At 65.6% G+C, this 15,629-nt stretch carries 15 protein-coding genes and 1 tRNA gene; 11 read left to right on the forward strand and 5 right to left on the reverse strand.

Annotation, left to right across the window (positions count from 1 at the left end; all coding sequences use genetic code 11):
* Nucleotides 1-22: 22 nt before the first annotated feature.
* Nucleotides 23-1,027 (reverse strand): zinc-binding dehydrogenase, encoded by a 1,005-nt coding sequence (locus RCP37_RS08055; protein WP_308486377.1) that lies wholly within the window; start codon nucleotides 1,025-1,027, stop codon nucleotides 23-25.
* A 39-nt stretch (nucleotides 1,028-1,066) separates the two neighbouring features.
* Here RCP37_RS08055 and RCP37_RS08060 point away from each other — a divergent pair, with 39 nt between their 5' ends.
* Complete coding sequence (locus RCP37_RS08060) at nucleotides 1,067-1,885, forward strand: carboxymuconolactone decarboxylase family protein (RefSeq protein ID WP_308486378.1); 819 nt, start codon at nucleotides 1,067-1,069, stop codon at nucleotides 1,883-1,885.
* A gap of 1 nt (nucleotide 1,886) precedes the next feature.
* Here the strand turns inward: RCP37_RS08060 and RCP37_RS08065 are convergent, their stop codons facing one another.
* Entirely contained in the window at nucleotides 1,887-2,750 is an 864-nt protein-coding gene (locus tag RCP37_RS08065; RefSeq protein WP_308486379.1) for an alpha/beta fold hydrolase, read from the reverse strand.
* 125 nt (nucleotides 2,751-2,875) lie between these two features.
* On the opposite strand from RCP37_RS08065, the gene mddA reads away from it, so the two are divergent.
* Nucleotides 2,876-3,640, forward strand: coding sequence for a methanethiol S-methyltransferase (gene mddA, locus RCP37_RS08070; RefSeq protein WP_308486380.1), 765 nt, complete (start codon nucleotides 2,876-2,878; stop codon nucleotides 3,638-3,640).
* On the opposite strand, the gene RCP37_RS08075 is transcribed toward mddA, so the two are convergent.
* A complete protein-coding gene (locus tag RCP37_RS08075; protein ID WP_308486381.1) occupies nucleotides 3,594-3,977 on the reverse strand; it encodes a DoxX family protein in 384 nt (127 codons plus the stop codon). The genes mddA and RCP37_RS08075 overlap by 47 nt on opposite strands.
* A gap of 85 nt (nucleotides 3,978-4,062) precedes the next feature.
* Between RCP37_RS08075 and RCP37_RS08080 the strand changes: the two genes are divergently transcribed.
* Nucleotides 4,063-4,950, forward strand: a complete 888-nt coding sequence (locus RCP37_RS08080) for a sigma-70 family RNA polymerase sigma factor (protein ID WP_308486382.1) — start codon at nucleotides 4,063-4,065, stop codon at nucleotides 4,948-4,950.
* 122 nt (nucleotides 4,951-5,072) lie between these two features.
* On the opposite strand, the gene RCP37_RS08085 is transcribed toward RCP37_RS08080, so the two are convergent.
* Nucleotides 5,073-5,225, reverse strand: coding sequence for a zinc transporter permease (locus tag RCP37_RS08085; RefSeq protein ID WP_065040596.1), 153 nt, complete (start codon nucleotides 5,223-5,225; stop codon nucleotides 5,073-5,075).
* A 189-nt stretch (nucleotides 5,226-5,414) separates the two neighbouring features.
* On the opposite strand from RCP37_RS08085, the gene RCP37_RS08090 reads away from it, so the two are divergent.
* A tRNA-Ile gene (locus tag RCP37_RS08090) sits at nucleotides 5,415-5,488 on the forward strand.
* 113 nt (nucleotides 5,489-5,601) lie between these two features.
* Nucleotides 5,602-6,792 carry an IS481 family transposase gene (locus tag RCP37_RS08095; protein WP_224976195.1) on the forward strand — a complete coding sequence of 397 codons (1,191 nt, stop codon included), beginning with the start codon at nucleotides 5,602-5,604 and terminating at the stop codon, nucleotides 6,790-6,792.
* Nucleotides 6,793-6,953: 161 nt separating this feature from the next.
* Here RCP37_RS08095 and RCP37_RS08100 read toward each other — a convergent pair whose 3' ends face one another.
* Nucleotides 6,954-7,721, reverse strand: a complete 768-nt coding sequence (locus RCP37_RS08100) for a PE-PPE domain-containing protein (RefSeq protein ID WP_308486383.1) — start codon at nucleotides 7,719-7,721, stop codon at nucleotides 6,954-6,956.
* Between the two features lie 389 nt (nucleotides 7,722-8,110).
* Between RCP37_RS08100 and RCP37_RS08105 the strand changes: the two genes are divergently transcribed.
* The 6 genes from RCP37_RS08105 to RCP37_RS08130 all read left to right on the forward strand — a co-directional run bounded on the left by RCP37_RS08105 (nucleotide 8,111) and on the right by RCP37_RS08130 (nucleotide 15,627).
* The gene (locus tag RCP37_RS08105; protein WP_308486384.1) at nucleotides 8,111-9,004 is read left to right on the forward strand and encodes a hypothetical protein; all 894 of its coding nucleotides are present in this window, start codon (nucleotides 8,111-8,113) and stop codon (nucleotides 9,002-9,004) included.
* Between the two features lie 369 nt (nucleotides 9,005-9,373).
* On the forward strand, nucleotides 9,374-11,251 hold the full coding sequence (locus tag RCP37_RS08110) for a phosphoinositide-specific phospholipase C-related protein (RefSeq protein WP_308486385.1): 1,878 nt from the start codon (nucleotides 9,374-9,376) through the stop codon (nucleotides 11,249-11,251).
* Between the two features lie 124 nt (nucleotides 11,252-11,375).
* Nucleotides 11,376-12,317: an alpha/beta hydrolase gene (locus RCP37_RS08115; RefSeq protein WP_373693165.1), complete on the forward strand. Its 942-nt coding sequence runs from the start codon at nucleotides 11,376-11,378 to the stop codon at nucleotides 12,315-12,317.
* Nucleotides 12,317-13,174 (forward strand): SDR family NAD(P)-dependent oxidoreductase, encoded by an 858-nt coding sequence (locus RCP37_RS08120; RefSeq protein WP_308486387.1) that lies wholly within the window; start codon nucleotides 12,317-12,319, stop codon nucleotides 13,172-13,174. Before RCP37_RS08115 ends, RCP37_RS08120 begins: the two co-directional genes overlap by 1 nt.
* Nucleotides 13,175-13,203: 29 nt before the next feature.
* Complete coding sequence (locus RCP37_RS08125) at nucleotides 13,204-14,124, forward strand: ferritin-like domain-containing protein (RefSeq protein ID WP_308486388.1); 921 nt, start codon at nucleotides 13,204-13,206, stop codon at nucleotides 14,122-14,124.
* Nucleotides 14,125-14,142: 18 nt separating this feature from the next.
* Nucleotides 14,143-15,627, forward strand: coding sequence for a flavin-containing monooxygenase (locus RCP37_RS08130; RefSeq protein WP_308486389.1), 1,485 nt, complete (start codon nucleotides 14,143-14,145; stop codon nucleotides 15,625-15,627).
* Nucleotides 15,628-15,629: the final 2 nt, after the last annotated feature.

Here is a 15,629-nt window from a genome sequence, read left to right on the forward strand (position 1 = left end):
AAGCGCAACGGAGCTCGGGCCCCTAGGGCACCAGCACCACTTTGCCGACGTTTTCCCGCGCGGCCAGAATGCGGTGGGCCTCCGGGGCATTCGCGAACGGCACCGCCGCATGCACCACCGGGGCCGCGGTCCCGCTTGCCAGCGCTTCGGACAGTGGGGCGATCCAGGGTCCGAGCGTGCCGCGGTCGTCCCACAGCCGCAGCATGTTCAGGCCGATGACGGTCTTGGACTGCTCCATCTGCGTGATCAGGCTGAAGCCGCGCAGCATCGCCAGCGCCTGCGGTGCCGCCCGCAGCAACGACCGCTTCTCGCCCTGCTGCAGTGACGAAAGACCGTAGGCGACAAGGCGTCCGCCGGGGCGTAACAACGTCAGCGAGCGTCGCAGCGAGGTGCCGCCGAGCCCGTCGAGCACCATGTCGTACGGCGGTAGACCCTCCCACCAGCCTTTGCGGCGGTAGTCGATGGCGCGGTCGATGCCCAAGGCATCGAGCTGGGCGTGTTTGCCCGGTGACGCGGTGCCGTGCACGACGGCGCCGGCAGCCTTGGCCAACTGGATCGCCGCGATGCCGACGCCGCCGGCCGCGGCGTGCACCAGTACCCGCTCGCCGGCCTGCAGCGACCCGTAGCCGTGCAGTGCCGCCCAGGCCGTCGCGTAGTTCACCGGGATCGCCGCGCCTTCCTCGAAGCTCATCGACGGCGGCAGGGTGACCGTGTCGGCGGCGTTGGCGTTGACGATCTCGGCGTAGCCGCCGAAACGGGTGCCCGCCAGGACCCGCTCACCGATACGGGCCGGGTCGACACCCTCACCGACGGCCTCGATAGTCCCCGCCACTTCGTAGCCGACCACGGCGGGCAGCTTGGGCGCATCGGGATACAAGCCGACGCGGGCGAGGTGATCGGCGAAGTTCACGCCCGCCGCCCGCACCCCGATCCGTACCTGCCCGTTGGTGGGCGGCGGCGGGTCGGGGCGGTCCTGCACCTGCAGCACGGAGGGGGGACCGGTTTTGGTGATGACGACGACGCGCATGGGTTTCACCCTATTGCCGCAGCGTCCATAATCGGTGAGATGGACGTCCTCGTTGAGCTGAACCGATTGGTGGCGTGCTCGGGTGGCCGGCTGGGTGCCCTGGTCCGCCAGGTCTGCGGGCAGACGCTGGGTCTGCCGCCGTTGCCGGCCGAGGTGAGCGCCGAAGTGTCCGATGCCGATCCGGCGGTGGCCGAATTCGCCGAACAGTTCAGTGTCGACGTCTCCACGATCACCGACGCTCAGCGGGAACGGCTGCGGGAGGCGCTGGGGGACAGGGCTTTTGATGCCGTCGTTCAGATGTACATCGGCGACTTCGTGCCACGGGTGCGTGCCGGGCTCGACGCCGTCGGTGTCGCGGTGTCGTGGCCGAACACCATCGTCTGGGACCACTCCGGCCACCCGGCCGACGCATTGTTCAACGGGTTCATGCCCGCTGTCGCCCGGCTGCGGTCGCTGGATCCGGTGACCTCCGAGGTGGTGCGGTTGCGTGGTGCGACCCAGCACAACTGCCGGCTGTGCAAGTCCCTGCGCGAGACGACCGCGCTGGACGCCGGTGGATCGGAGTCGCTCTATGGCGACATCGAGCACTTCGAGGAGTCCGCACTGCTCAGCGAGGCGCAGAAGGCGGCGCTGCGCTACGTCGACGCCCTGGTCTGGACGCCGGCGCACATCGACACCGAGGTGGCCGCCGGGGTACGCCGGCACTTCACCGATGAGCAGGCCGTCGAGTTGACGTTGGATGTGATGCGCAACGCCGGCAACAAGATTGCGGTATCACTGGCTGCCGACGCACCGCGCGTCGCCGAGGGCACCGAGCGCTATCTGCTGGATGCCAACGGCCAGACCGTGTTCGGCTGAGCTAGGCGGAGTGCCGCGCCAAAAAGCCCAAGATGGCGTCGGCGAAGATGTCGTTGCGGTCCCCGGCGACCATGTGACCGGCCCCGGCAACATCGACGAACTCCACCTGTGGGAATCGGGCCAGGAACTCCTCGGCGTTGGTCGCGCTAACCAGGTCGCTGAGCTGGCCGCGTACCAGCAACATCGGTACACCGCCGTCGACGATGGTCTGCACCGCGGTGTTGAGCCGCTCGACATCGTGGATCTCCATCGGTCCCTGGTGCTCGGGGCCGCTGATGAACTGCGGGTCCCAGTGCCAGTACCAGCGGTCGCCGCGCCGGCGCAGGTTGGTGGTGAGTCCATTGAGGTCGGCGGGGCGGGGCCGGTGCGGGTTGTAGGCGGCGATCGCGTCGGCGACCTCATCGAGGGAGTCGAAGCCGGACTCCATGTTCTCGGCCATGAACGCCTGCACGCGCTGCGCGCCTGAGGCGTCCATGTTGGGCACGATGTCGACCAGCACCACTGCACTGGCGGCCCCCGGCGCCAGTTCGCCGCTGAGCAGCATTGCGGTGCACCCGCCGAGTGAGGCCCCGACCAGGACCGGGTCCGGCGGCAGGGTGCGCAGCACCTCGTGAACATCGGCGGCGAAGCTGACCAGTCGGTAGTCGCCCTCGCTTGCCCAATCTGACTCGCCGTGGCCGCGCAGGTCGACGGTGACCGCCTGCCAGCCGCGCTCGGCCACCGCCGCGGCGGCCCGTCCCCAGGACCGGCGGGTTTGCCCACCGCCGTGCAGGAACACCACGGCGCGCGCGTCGGGGTCACCGTGGCGGTCGGCGATGATCCGGACGTCGCCGGGCGCGTGGGTGACGAAGGTTTCCGCGGTCATCTTGGGATAGTAAGCCTAGCTTGGTAATGCTCGATCACTTGCCCGGCGAAACCTATGGTGACCTGCAGGTTCGGAGGGATACGATGGCGGGATCGGCAATTCGCGGAGGGTGCTCGGGAGGTTCGATGGCCCGCTATCTTGCCCTGGCCTACGGGGCACTCAACTATCTCGGTTTCCTCGCGGTCTTCCTGTACCTGGTCGGCTTCCTGGGCAACTTCGTCGTGCCGCGCAGCGTCGACCACGGCCCGTCCACGCCTGTTGGGTTGGCGGTTCTCATCGATGTCGCGCTGGTGGCGCTGTTCGCGGTGCAGCACAGCGTGATGGCGCGCCCGGCATTCAAGCGGTGGTTGACCCGTGTGGTGCCCGAGAGCATCGAACGCAGCACCTACGTTCTGGCGTCGAATCTGGTTCTGGTCCTGCTGTATTGGCAGTGGCGGCCGATCCCGACGGGCATCTGGAACTTGACGATGCCCGCGGAGCGGACGGTGCTCTGGGGACTGTTCTGGATCGGCTGGGCCATAGCCCTGGCGTCGACGTTCATGATCAGTCACGTGGACCTGTTCGGGCTGCGCCAGGTGTATCTCGCGTGGCGGTCACAGCCCTACTCCCATGTCGGCTTTCACACCCGGGCGTTGTACCGGGTGGTGCGCCACCCGCTGATGGTGGGGTTCGTGATCGCGTTCTGGGCCACCCCCACCATGACGGCAGGGCACCTGTTGTTCGCGGTCGCGGCCACGTGCTTCATCCTGGTCGCGGTGCAGCTGGAGGAGCGCGACCTGGTGGCCGCGCTCGGCGAGCAGTACCGGGAATATCGCCGCCACGTGCCGATGCTCGTGCCTGGGTTCAGGCGAACGGGTGCAGCGCGAATCGGCCCCAGGCCAGGAACGTGAATATCGCGATAAAGACGACGTCGCCGGCCATGTAGGCCCACTCGCTGCGGCGGAACCGGGTGGTGGCGGCACCGGCCATGAACAGCATCAGACCGGTGGCGGCGATCGGCACCAGCAGCGGTGCCACACCGACGGCGGCCGGGAGAACCAGGCCAATCGCGCCGACCAGCTTGATGGTGGCAATGGCTTTGAGGTGGCCGTCGCCGAAGTCGTCGACCCAGTGCTGGTTGGCGCCCAATGCGCGGTACTTCGCCCGGGGCAGCAGTAGCAGGGAGGCGCCGCCGATGGCGTAGGCGGCTGCGGCGACGCCGGCGAGGATCCACAGGGTGGTGTTCATGGCGTGCTCCTTTGTGTTCGTGGTTACCTCGGTCGGGTGGGGTTCGTCATTACCTATGACGAACCGGCACCACGAGAGGTAACCGATGACCACCGAGACGCAGTTGGCACAGGCCTTCGAGCAGCAGCGTCACCGCCTGTCGGCGTTGGCGTATCGGGTGCTGGGCTCGGGATCGGACGCCGAAGATGCGGTCCAGGAGGCGTGGCTGCGGCTGTCTCGTCAGGACGTCGATGCGATCGACAACCTGCCGGGGTGGTTGACGACGGTGATCAGCCGGATCTGCATCGACACCCTGCGGTCGCGCGCCGCGCGCCCCGAGGTCTCGATCGATCAGGACCTGCCCGAGCTCGTCGTGACCGACGATCGCGACACGCCCGAAGACGCTGCGGTGCTGTCGGATTCAGTCGGGCTGGCACTGCTGGTCGTGCTGGGGTCGCTGCGCCCCGATGAACGGCTCGCGTTCGTCCTGCACGACATGTTCGCGGTGCCCTTCGCCGAGATCGGGGCGATCATCGGGAAATCGACTGAGGCCGCCAAGATGGCGGCGAGCCGGGCGCGCCGCAAAGTTCAGGACGTACCGGCGCCGGCGGGGGATCGGCGTGCGCAGCGCGAGGTCGTCGATGCCTTTCTGGCCGCCGCGCAGGGCGGCGACTTCGAAGCTCTCCTGCAGGTACTCGACCCCGACGTCACGTGGCGTCAGCACACCGTGCGCGGGGTGACTGTCACGACCGGATCCAGTGCGGTCCTGGAGGCGGTCCGTCGAGGCCAGGGGGCGCGCATCACCGCGCGCCGTGTCCTGGTCAACGGCGAGCCCGGAATCTTGGGCTGGGGCCCCACGGGCCGGCCGCTGGCGTTGATGGCGTGCACGGTCCGAGATGGCCGGCTGGTGGGCATCGTGTCGATCGCCGACCCAGTGCGCTTGGCCGGTATGGAGCTGCCCGATCCGCCCGAGACGTCGGACAGCGGCGATTAGCCGGCGCTCCCCGCGTGCTGATGAGGAAGGCCCCGCTGCCCGCGGAGCCTTCCTCATCGATTGCGTACGGCCGGTTGCCGACGTTGCGGACACGCCTGCACCGCTTGCTGGTTAGCGAGTGATCAGTGCTCGTCGTAGTGGTCACCGTGAGCGGCGTGACGATGGCCATCGTGTAGGTAGTCCACGTGGTCGCCGTGCTGAACGGCCTCGTGGCCGCAGTCGGGGCCGTGGGTGTGTTCGGTATGCGAGTGGGTCTGGTGCTCTGTCGTGTTCATGGCAGCGACGATACCCAACACATGCAGACATTGCAATATAACGATGGATAAGAATGCTGTTGGTGCGTGACGACGCGGACGAGCCCGGCGGTTCCCGGACGTGGAGGATCGGGGTCGGCGGCGCATGAAGGCGCATGAAGACGCCGCTGGCGCGGCATGGCACGATGGTTCCCGCGCACATGCGTATCAGGGGCGGTAGCTCAGTTGGTTAGAGCCGTGGACTCATAATCCATTGGTCGCGGGTTCGAGCCCCGCCCGCCCTACAGCGTTCGTGTATGACTTCGGGTGATGCTTGACGTTTCGGTGTCGGGTGTTGCTTGACGGTGTTTCGGGTGATGCTTGACAGCGGCTTCGGTTGATCCTTGACACTCCCTAGATGAGGGAGTTGAGCGTGGTCGAGCAGCGGTATCAGGCCGTGTTGGCGGTGATCAGTGATGGTTTGTCGGTATGCCAGGTGGCCAGCAAGGTCGGGGTGTCGCGGCAGACGTTGCATGCGTGGTTGGCCCGCTATGAGGCCGAGGGGTTAGAGGGGTTGGCTGACCGGTCGCATCGGCCGGTGTCGTGTCCGCATCAGATGCCGGCGTCGGTGGAGGCGGTGGTGTTGGAGTTGCGGCGCTCGCGCCCGTACTGGGGGCCGCGGCGGCTGGTGTTCGAACTGGCCAAACGTGAGGTGTCTCCGCTGCCGTCGGCGTCGGCGGTGTATCGGGCGTTGCTGCGGGCTGGGTTGATCGATCCGACGTTGCGGGATCGGCGTTCGCGTAAGTGGAAACGCTGGGAACGCGGGGCGCCGATGGAGCTGTGGCAGATGGATGTCGTGGGTGGCTTCCCGCTGGCCGATGGCACCAGCGCCAAAGCGCTGACCGGGATCGACGATCACTCACGGATGTGTGTCTGCGCCCGGTTGATGGTCCGGGAACGTACCGGTGCGGTCTGCGAGGGACTGCGTGATGCGTTGGCGACCTACGGGGCTCCCGAGCAGATCTTGACCGACAACGGCAAGGTCTTCACTGGGCGGTTCAACCATCCGCCGGTGGAGGTGCTCTTCGACGCGATCTGCCGCGAACGCGGCATCGAGCATCTGCTGACGGCGCCACGATCGCCGACCACCACCGGCAAGATCGAGCGGTTTCACCGCAGTTTGCGAGCTGAGTTCCTGGGCAATGCAGCGCCTTTCCCCACGTTGAAGGCGGCCCAGCGGGCGTTGGATGCATGGGTGGAGCACTACAACACTGTTCGTCCTCATCAGTCGTTGAAGATGGCCACCCCGGCCGAACGCTTCACCACCAGTGCGCGGGGTGTCAGTCCCAGCGCGACGGCGACGGCCCCCGGCAATGACCGCACCGGGGATGACTGGGTGTCGCGGACGGTGACCACCAACGGGGTGGTGTGCGTGTCCTGGCAGCAGGTCAGCGTGGGTCGGCATTACGCCGGGGCCCGCTGCGATGTCCATGTCGACGGCCAGCTGCTGCGGTTCTGGATCGGAAACCAACTCGTCAAAACCGCCGCCCGCACCAGCACCGGCACGGTACGAAACAAACGGGCCTTGCGCACCAGCGCACAGACCTAAACCACAACACAAGAGTGTCAAAGATCAACCGACACAGATCCGTCAACCATCAACCGACACTCAACAGCCCTACAGCGTTCGTGGTATTCGGCGGCGTGATGCGCACGCCCTCCAGGGGGAGTCGAGCCGAGTGCGGCCCGGCTCAACTCCCCACCTGTGCGTCACACCGCAAAGAACGCGTTGAACAGCGCTTGGAACAGGTCGCCGATGTCGAGCGTCGGGATCTCGTTGAACGTGGTCATTCCATCGACAACCGTTGTAGCCGAGTCGATTTGGTCCGCAGTCAACCCGAAGTAGGCCTCATGGAGGGCCAACCCGTACAGCACTTCCTGCCAGTTGATACCGCCTAGCAGCAGGTTGATCCAGTCGCTTGTGCTCAAGTAGTCCGAGTAGATATCGCCTTTGATGTTGAAAACCTCGGTGGGGTAGAGGTCGGTGGGGACGGCCGCGGGGTTGGCGCCCAGCATCACGAAACGTAAAGCGTCACTGGGGACGCCGGCGTCGGCGAGTTGCTCCTGGGCGTAACCGGCGATGAGGCTGCTCTGGGAGTAGGTGAAAATGGTCAGTGGGTCAGTGCAGATGCCGGAGGCGTCGCAGCCCATCTCCCCGGCGTTGTAGTCGGCCAGGATCGCGTCGACGAGGATGGCTTGCCCCTGCGGGACGCTATTCAAGAAGTCGAAGGTGTTGGGCATGGTCAGCGGCAACGTCGACGCGAGGGTGCCGTTGTAACCCAGCGGACCGAGGTACAGATCGATCCCGTTGCTGATGTAGTTGGCACTCGGTGTCGGGATTCCGGTCGGGCCCAGGACCAACGCGTCTGTTGAGCCGTAGAGGAAGTCGTACTGGTTGTCGTTGGCGGCGTTGGCTGCGCCGGCCAAACCCAGTGCGGCGGCGCCAAACAGAAAGGCTCCGAAGATGATTCGTTTCATCGATCCCCCTAGATCGCAACAATCATTGACGATGTCGCCAAGCTGATTGCACGGCAAGCCATTACGTCGTCCGACATGCCCCCAGCAGATGTCGTACCGTACGCCGTGCCGTCAGTTGGCAACTGACAGGATTATTGCAAGCGGCGTCAATTACCGTCCGTGGATTTGAAAGATTCGCTGAATGAAACCACCGACGCCCGGCCCGTTGATGTGCTAAAGGAGTCGGCGGGTGGGGATAAGAAGACTTAGGTCCGCTTTTAATGACTCAGCCCAGGGGGTGGTCGGCGTCGGATGGGGGTGGCCCAGTTCGCAACCGGCGGACTCAAAAATTGCGCATTCTCGCGGTTGACCAGCGTGCCTAGAGTTACCGTAGTGGCTCCAGTCATGAAATGAGTGTTGTGGGATCAGTCAGTCACCCCCGGATCGCCGTCGGCATCGCAGCAGCACTGGCCGCGGGCACCCTGATCGCGACGCCGTCGGTGGCGCCGCCCTCTGAGGTCGTCGCGCGCGCAGTCGAGCTGACGGCCAGTCCATTCGACCCGTATGTCGAACTGATCACCAACACCTTCAACAACCTGGGCACCATCGGCGCGCACTGGCTGGAAGACCCGCTGCCCATAGTCGTCCAACTGGCCACCAACTGGTTTGACAACGCGCAGCGGACTTTCGAGGCATTCGGGGCCACCGCCCAGTCATTCGTCGACGGGCTGATCAACCTGCCCGACCAGCTCGACACCCTGTTCAGCGCCATCTCGTCGAGCGATATCACCGCGGCGTTGGGACAGGCGATCATCGTCGTGATTAGCGCCTTTCCGGTCTTGGGGCTGGTGGACCGCCTAGTGGCGATCCCCATCGACATCGTCGGGAACATCGTGAACGCGGCAATGGCCACACTGCACGCAGTGCAGGTGCCGGTCGGGCTTGCCGCGCTCAGCTCTCTGCAGGCCGTCGTCGCCGAATTCGAGACGCTCGCCCACAATTTCGTCGATGACCTGTCGGCCGGCGATATCACCGGCGCACTGTTCGGGCTGATCGGCGCACCGGCCGATCTCCTCAACGCCTATCTCAACAGTGACGCTCCGGGCCTGGCCGGTCTGCTGGCGCCGTTCGAGGATGTGAACCAAACGGGTTTCGTCGATGCTCTGGTGAACTATCTGCCTCGGGCCGTCGCCGAGTCGATCGGTGCTTCGTACGCGCCGATCGATGGTTCGCTGGCGTCGGGCCTTGGCGACTTCGATCTGGGGGACTCGGGCGAGCCGAGCGCTCTACTACCGGACTTCTGAGCCGACGGCGGCCGCGCCGCATCGAATGGACGCCGTAGCGCAAGCCAAGTTAATCCGAAGAATTCATTGAGTTCGATCTGTGATCGTGTCGTGTTACCAGTGTGATTTCTGGTGCCCATTGTTACGGAAGTTGCCTGAATGTTCCGGGGGTCGTAACTGTGAGGAGTTTGGCCTGTGGTCGATGGGGCGACAGTTGAGTGTTCTCGGCGCCATTTCGGGTGGACCGCCACGACCGGGCTCACCACCCGCAGGTTGCGCTGGACCGCGGTAATCGCGGTGCTGTCCCTACTTACCGGAGGCGCCGGGGCTGCGGTGGGGTTTCCCGGGTTGGCATCGGCAGCGGGCGCTGAGCCACAGAACGTGGTGGCCGTGACCACCACCGCCACTCCGGTCAGCGCGGGACTTGTTGCCGTTCCGGCGAACCCGGCCACGCAGTTCGCCATCGTCACCCCGCCCGCGCACGGTACGGCGACGATCACCGGCGCCACCTTCACCTACACCCCGGCCAACGGCTATGTCGGCACTGACGCCTTCAGCTACGCCACGACCGACGGTGTGGGGGCCTCGACCCCGGCCACCGTCGGCGTCACGGTGATGTCCCCGGCTTCCGCGCCGCCGTCGCTGGCTACCGCCTGCACCGATCTGGGTCCGGCGTTCACCCCGGTCTGCACCGCGATAGGTGACTTCAGCGACCCGGTGGTGCAGGCCTGCAGCACGGTGGCGACGGTCAATGCGTGCAGCTATTTCGGCGGCAACAAACACGGACTGATCAGCGCCTGCTTCGACGTCGCCACCGGCCAACTCGCGGCGGCCTGCAAGACGCTCGATGCCGCGGCGCAGCTGGTGGCCAGTCAGTGCCGGGTGATCAACGGTCCGATCGACTATTGCGCGCTGCGCAGCGGCAGTCCCATCGGCAACAGCTCTGTGCAGACCTACTTGGCCGGGCCGGTGCACAAGGCGCTGACCCAGCAGTACCGGCTGAGCCAGACTCTGCCCCTGGGCGAGGCTCAGATACCGGCGACCCACAACTCGTTCAACTACACCAACGCCAACATCCCGCCCACCTTGTCGGGAATGGACCCCGATCAGCTGTACTCACTGGTCAACCAACTCGACCTGGACATTCGGTTCATCGAACTCGACATGCACTGGTACCCGAGTCTGGGGGCCCCCGGCGGATATGCGCCGATCCTGTGCCACGGCTTCGACAACCACCTGGGCTGCACCTTCGAACGGACTGCGGTAACGGGTCTGCGGGAAATCCGCGGCTGGTTGGACGCGCACCCTGACCAGGTGATCATCCTGTACATCGAGAACCGGCTCGACGACCCCGTCGACGACATCACCAAGTCGCTGCCGGCCGGAGCCGCGGTGATCGAGAGCACGCTGGGCAACACCTCGGCACGTGATCTGTTGTTCCGCCCCTCGCAGGTACAGCCCGGCGGTAGTTGCGACACCCTGGGCATCCCTCGGGACGTGACCATGGCCCAGATCCTCGCGAGCGGCAAGCAGGTGCTCCTCTATGTCAACAGCGGCTGCGGCCACGACGCGGCGTGGGACGCGCTGGGCTTCAACGACAGCAACGTGGAGGAGAAGGGGATGCCGGTCGCCGTGCAATACCCCGACTGCTACTTCACCCGAACCCAGTTCGAGAACTCCTATACCCGAACCTTCGACTCCACCACCCTGGTCGACGTGCTCGCCGGCGGCGGCAATGCCCAGCCGATGACGTCCGCCCAGATTCACGAGATGATGCGCTGCGGCGTAAACGCGCCGGGCTCGAACTTCCTGGACCCGCACGCCGATCAGCTGGCGGGCTTCGTGTGGAGCTGGTCCTACGGTCAACCGCTGTCCAGCCCCACCCAACAGTGCGCCGTGCATAACGGCGACGGTCGCTTCCAGGCCGAGGCCTGCGGTCAGTTCCTGCGCTACGCCTGCCAGGCCCCTGACGGATGGCACATCAGCTCCGGCGCCGGCCAGTTCGCCGGTGGAGCCCTGGCATGCGTCGGGCAGGGCGCCTTCGCTGTACCCCGGACCGGATATCAGAACGAACTGCTCAAGGCAGCCAAAGCCCAGGCCGGCGTCGACCGGGTCTGGCTGGCCTACACCGCCGGCAACGACGGCAACTGGAGCATGGGATCAACGCCACCGCCGGCACCGTCGCCTCAACTGAGGCCGGCAACGCCGAGCCTGCCGCCGTATCAAGCGGAGGTGCCCGAGCTGCTGGGCCCGGTCACGGTGTCCTGAGGCTCCCCGTCGTACCTCTACATCATCGATCGTGCCATTGACAAATGGCACGATCGCTGGTGTTGTGTGTGCCGTGACGGAACCCGATGGCTTGCCCCTGCCGCCAGTACCCACTCGAGCATCGATGCGTGCCGTGGTCGCAGGCGCGTCCACGCGCTGGACGTTGCACGTTCTCAACAACATGATTCCGATGAATCGACCGGGTATCGCGTTCGCACGCGGTCTGATCGCCACCATCATGGGCACGCTGGGCTCCACGCCGGCCGGAACCAGGGTCATTCCGGTGCGCGAGGCGGGGGTGCGCGGCGAATGGGTGCTCGGGCCCGGAGTTGAGTTCGGCCGGCGGGCGGGCTATTACGTGCACGGCAGTGGATACGTGTTGTGCTCGACGCGGACCCACCGCAAGCTGGTCGCCAGGCTCTCGGAGGCAACCGGCCTACCGATGTTCTCGGTGGACTACCGCCTGGCTCCCGAGAACCCGTTCCCGTCGGCCGCCGACGATGTGGAAGCCGGCTACCGGTGGTTGCTGGCCCAGGGATACGCCGCCTCCGAGGTCGTGATCGGTGCGGACTCCGCCGGCGGCCACCTGACCTGCGACATGTTGCTCGCACATGCCGACGAGCCGGCGTTTCAGCCGGCCGGGGTCGTACTGTTCTCGCCGTTGATCGACCTCACGCTCAAGCTGGCCGAGCAGCAGGAGAAGGTACGGCGTGACCCCGCGGTGTCGGCGGCCTCGGCGCGCCGGCTGGTGGAGCTCTACGTGCGGGGCCAAGACCCCGACAATGTGCGTCTTCGGCTCGATTTCGGCCGGGCGGATCGGCTGCCTCCAGTGTTCACACAGGTGGGTGGCTTCGAGATCCTCAGTGCCGACTCGCGCTACCTGGACGCCGAGATCCGCCGGAACGGCGGAGTCAGCACCTTGGAGGTATGGCCGGGAATGGTGCATGTCTTCCAGGCCCTGCCGCGGCTGGCCCCGGAGGCCAAACCCGCGTTGCGCCGCGTGGCGGCCTTCATCGCCGGTGTCTACGCCGACCAGCGATCCGACGAACTGGGGGCGGCACGCTGATGTTCGGACTCGACACGGTGCTGTCCCTGTTTCGCAATGATCGACGGACAGTCAACGCCAAGGCAGTGGTCACCGGCGCCGGCAGTGGCATCGGTCGGTCGTTCGCCCTGGAGCTGGCTCGCCGCGGCGGCGACGTAATCTGCGCGGACATCGACGAAGCCCGCGCGGCCGAGACCATGGCGCTGATCGAGCAGCTGCCCACCGGCGCCGGACACGCGGTGCAGTGCGACGTCTCCGACCGTGCCGCCATCGAGCGGCTGGCTGAGCAGGCTCGGGAGATATTCGGCGGCGCGCCGACCCTGGTCATCAACAATGCCGGCGTCGGCATCGGGGGAAAGCCCGTGGGCGACATCGGATTCGAGGACTGGGACTGGGCCCTTGGCATCAACCTGTGGGGCGTGGTCTACGGCTGCGAGGTCTTCACCCCGCTGCTGCGCGAGGCCGGTCGCGGCGGAATCATCAACGTGGCCTCAGCGGCCGGGTTCGCCGCCGCCCCTTCGATGGCGGCATACAACGTCTCGAAGGCCGGCGTGATGTCGCTGTCCGAGACCCTGGCCGCTGAACTCGGCGGCACCGGCATCGCCGTCACCGTGCTCTGCCCGACCTTTGTCAAGACCAACGTCTTCACCGACGGCAGGATCACTCCGGGCTCGATGAGCCTGAGCCAGCAGCTGGCCCGCTGGACCGGACTGTCCGCAGACAATGTTGCGGCGCGCACGCTGGACGCGCACGACAGCGGCCAGCTGTATGTGGTGCCGCAGATCGACGCCACCGTCATCTGGCACCTGAAGCGACATTTCCCCGCGCTGTACGCCCGTGGCGCCGGCCTGCTCGGCCGCGTCCTTCCCAAGAACTGACCCGTCTCGCGAAAGGAATACAGCCGATCATGGCGATGAACCTCGATGACATGCTGCAGAAGATCAAGGACAAGCAGTGGGCCTTGGTCGACATCGATTGGGACGCCCCCGGAGCCGAGCTGATCGAGCCAGAGTTGTGGGCCAAGCTCAAGCCCTTCATGACCGACCTGATGTGGATCGAGAACGTCGGCGCCCGTGGTTTCGCGGCGCTCGCCAAGAAGGCCCCAACCCCAACTCTGAAGAGCATCTACGAGCACTTCCACGCCGAGGAGCAGAAGCACGCGAACGCCGAACTCGCCTTGATGCGACGGTGGGGGATGCTGGACGACGACGAGATTCCGGCTCCGAGCGTCAACGTCCAGCTGGTGATCACCTGGCTCGACAAGTTCTCCGACAGCATGTCGCTGTCCATCCTGGGCACCGTCATCCCCATGCTCGAAGTGGCCCTGGACGGCGCGCTGATCAAGTTCATCACCGATGAGGTCAAAGACCCGGTGGCCCAAGAGGTTTTCAAGCGGATCAACTCAGACGAGTCGCGTCACCTGGCGGTCGACTTCGAGGTGATGGACATCCTGGGCCACGCCAGCATGCGGAAGCTGGCAGTCGAGTTGGTGGGCAGCTGGATGAACCCCGCGCTGCTGATCGGCACGTTGAGCTACTTCCCGCTACTGAACAAGATGCGCGACAACATCGTGGCGATGGGCGTCAACGAAGAACGCCTCTACCAGGCCATGCGCCGCTTCCAAAGCGTCGGCGAACGAAGCTCTTTCGCCCGCCGGGTGCCGATGTATCAGTTCATCTCCTGGCACGGCAAGAAGGTGATCGACCGCAGCTCGAAGTACCACTGGCTGGCCGATTCCCTGGTCAAGATCACCGGCGTCATCCCGCCCTCGCTGGTGCACAACACTCCAACCTGGTCGCAGGAACTGACCTACGAGCCGGTCGCGTAAGTAAGAGGAACGATCACTGTGACTATCTCAACAGCCATCATCGGCGCCGGCTTCGCCGGTATCGGTGCTGCCATCCGGCTCAAAGACCAGGGAATCACCGACTTCGTCCTCCTGGAACGGGGTACCCGGGTCGGCGGTACCTGGCGCGACAACACCTACCCGGGTGCGGCCTGCGACATCCCGTCGCGGCTGTACTCCTACAGCTTCGCCCCCAACCCCGACTGGTCGCATACCTACTCGGGCAGCTCCGAAATTCTCGGCTATATCGACAACATGGTCGAATCCTTCGGGATTGCGCCGCATATCCGGTTCGAGCACAACGTCTCCGGAATCAGCTACGACGCGGACGCCGGCGAGTGGACCATCGATCTGGACGGCCGGGAAGCCGTGCGCGCCAAGTCCGTCATCGTTGCTTCCGGGCCGTTGGCGAACGCCAGCTTCCCGAACATCCCCGGCATCGAGGACTACGAGGGGCACAAGATCCACAGTGCCCGCTGGGATCACGACTACGACTTCACCGGCAAGAAGGTGGCCGTGGTCGGCACCGGTGCCAGTGGCGTGCAGATCATCCCCGAACTGGTCAAGGTGGCTGAGTCGGTCAAGGTGTTCCAGCGCACTCCGGGATGGGTGCTGCCGCGACTCAACACGGCGACCGGCGGCTGGCTGAAGAAGATCTACAAGGATGTGCCGCTGGCCGAGAAGCTGATGCGCTCGGCCTGGTTCTGGGGCCATGAGTCGGTCGCGGTCGGCGTGGTGTGGGACAGCCCCTTTACCCGGCTGGTGGAGGCCCTGAGTCTGGCGAACCTGCGCGCGCAGGTGAAGGATCCGTGGTTGCGGCGCCAGCTCACACCGGACTTCTCCGCCGGCTGCAAGCGTCTGCTGATGACCAGTGACTACTACCCAGCGCTGCAGAAGGACAATTGCAAACTGGTCACCTGGCCCATTGCGCGGTTGTCACCCAAGGGAATTCGCACCGTCGAAGGCATCGAGCATCAGTTCGACGCCATCGTGTTCGCCACCGGATTCGAGGTGTCCAAAGCCGGCACCCCGATCCCGATCACCGGAATCGATGGCCGCGACCTGGCGTCGGAGTGGAGCAGGGGCGCTTATGCCTACCGCAGTGTCGCGGTATCGGGCTATCCGAATCTGTTCTTCACCTTCGGGCCGAACTCCGGCCCGGGCCACAGCTCTGCCCTGGTCTACATGGAAGCCCAGATCGACTACATCGTCGGCGCGATCTCAAAACTGCTGCAGTACGAATGGAAATCGATCGACGTACGGCCCGAGGTGCAGGACCGCTACAACCAGGACATTCAGCGGCGCCTGAAGGCCACCACGTGGAACTCTGGATGCCAGAGCTGGTATCTGACCGAGGACGGGTTCAACGCCACCATGTTCCCTGGTTTCGCCACACAATTCGTCAACCAACTCAAGACGCTGAAACTGGAAGACTTCAAGATCACCGCCGCGAAGACAAGCAGCGCCCCGGTCCTGACTGCCTAGGA

The sequence above is a fragment of the Mycolicibacter sp. MU0102 genome (assembly GCF_963378105.1).
Classification (GTDB): Bacteria; Actinomycetota; Actinomycetes; order Mycobacteriales; family Mycobacteriaceae; genus Mycobacterium; species Mycobacterium holstebronense.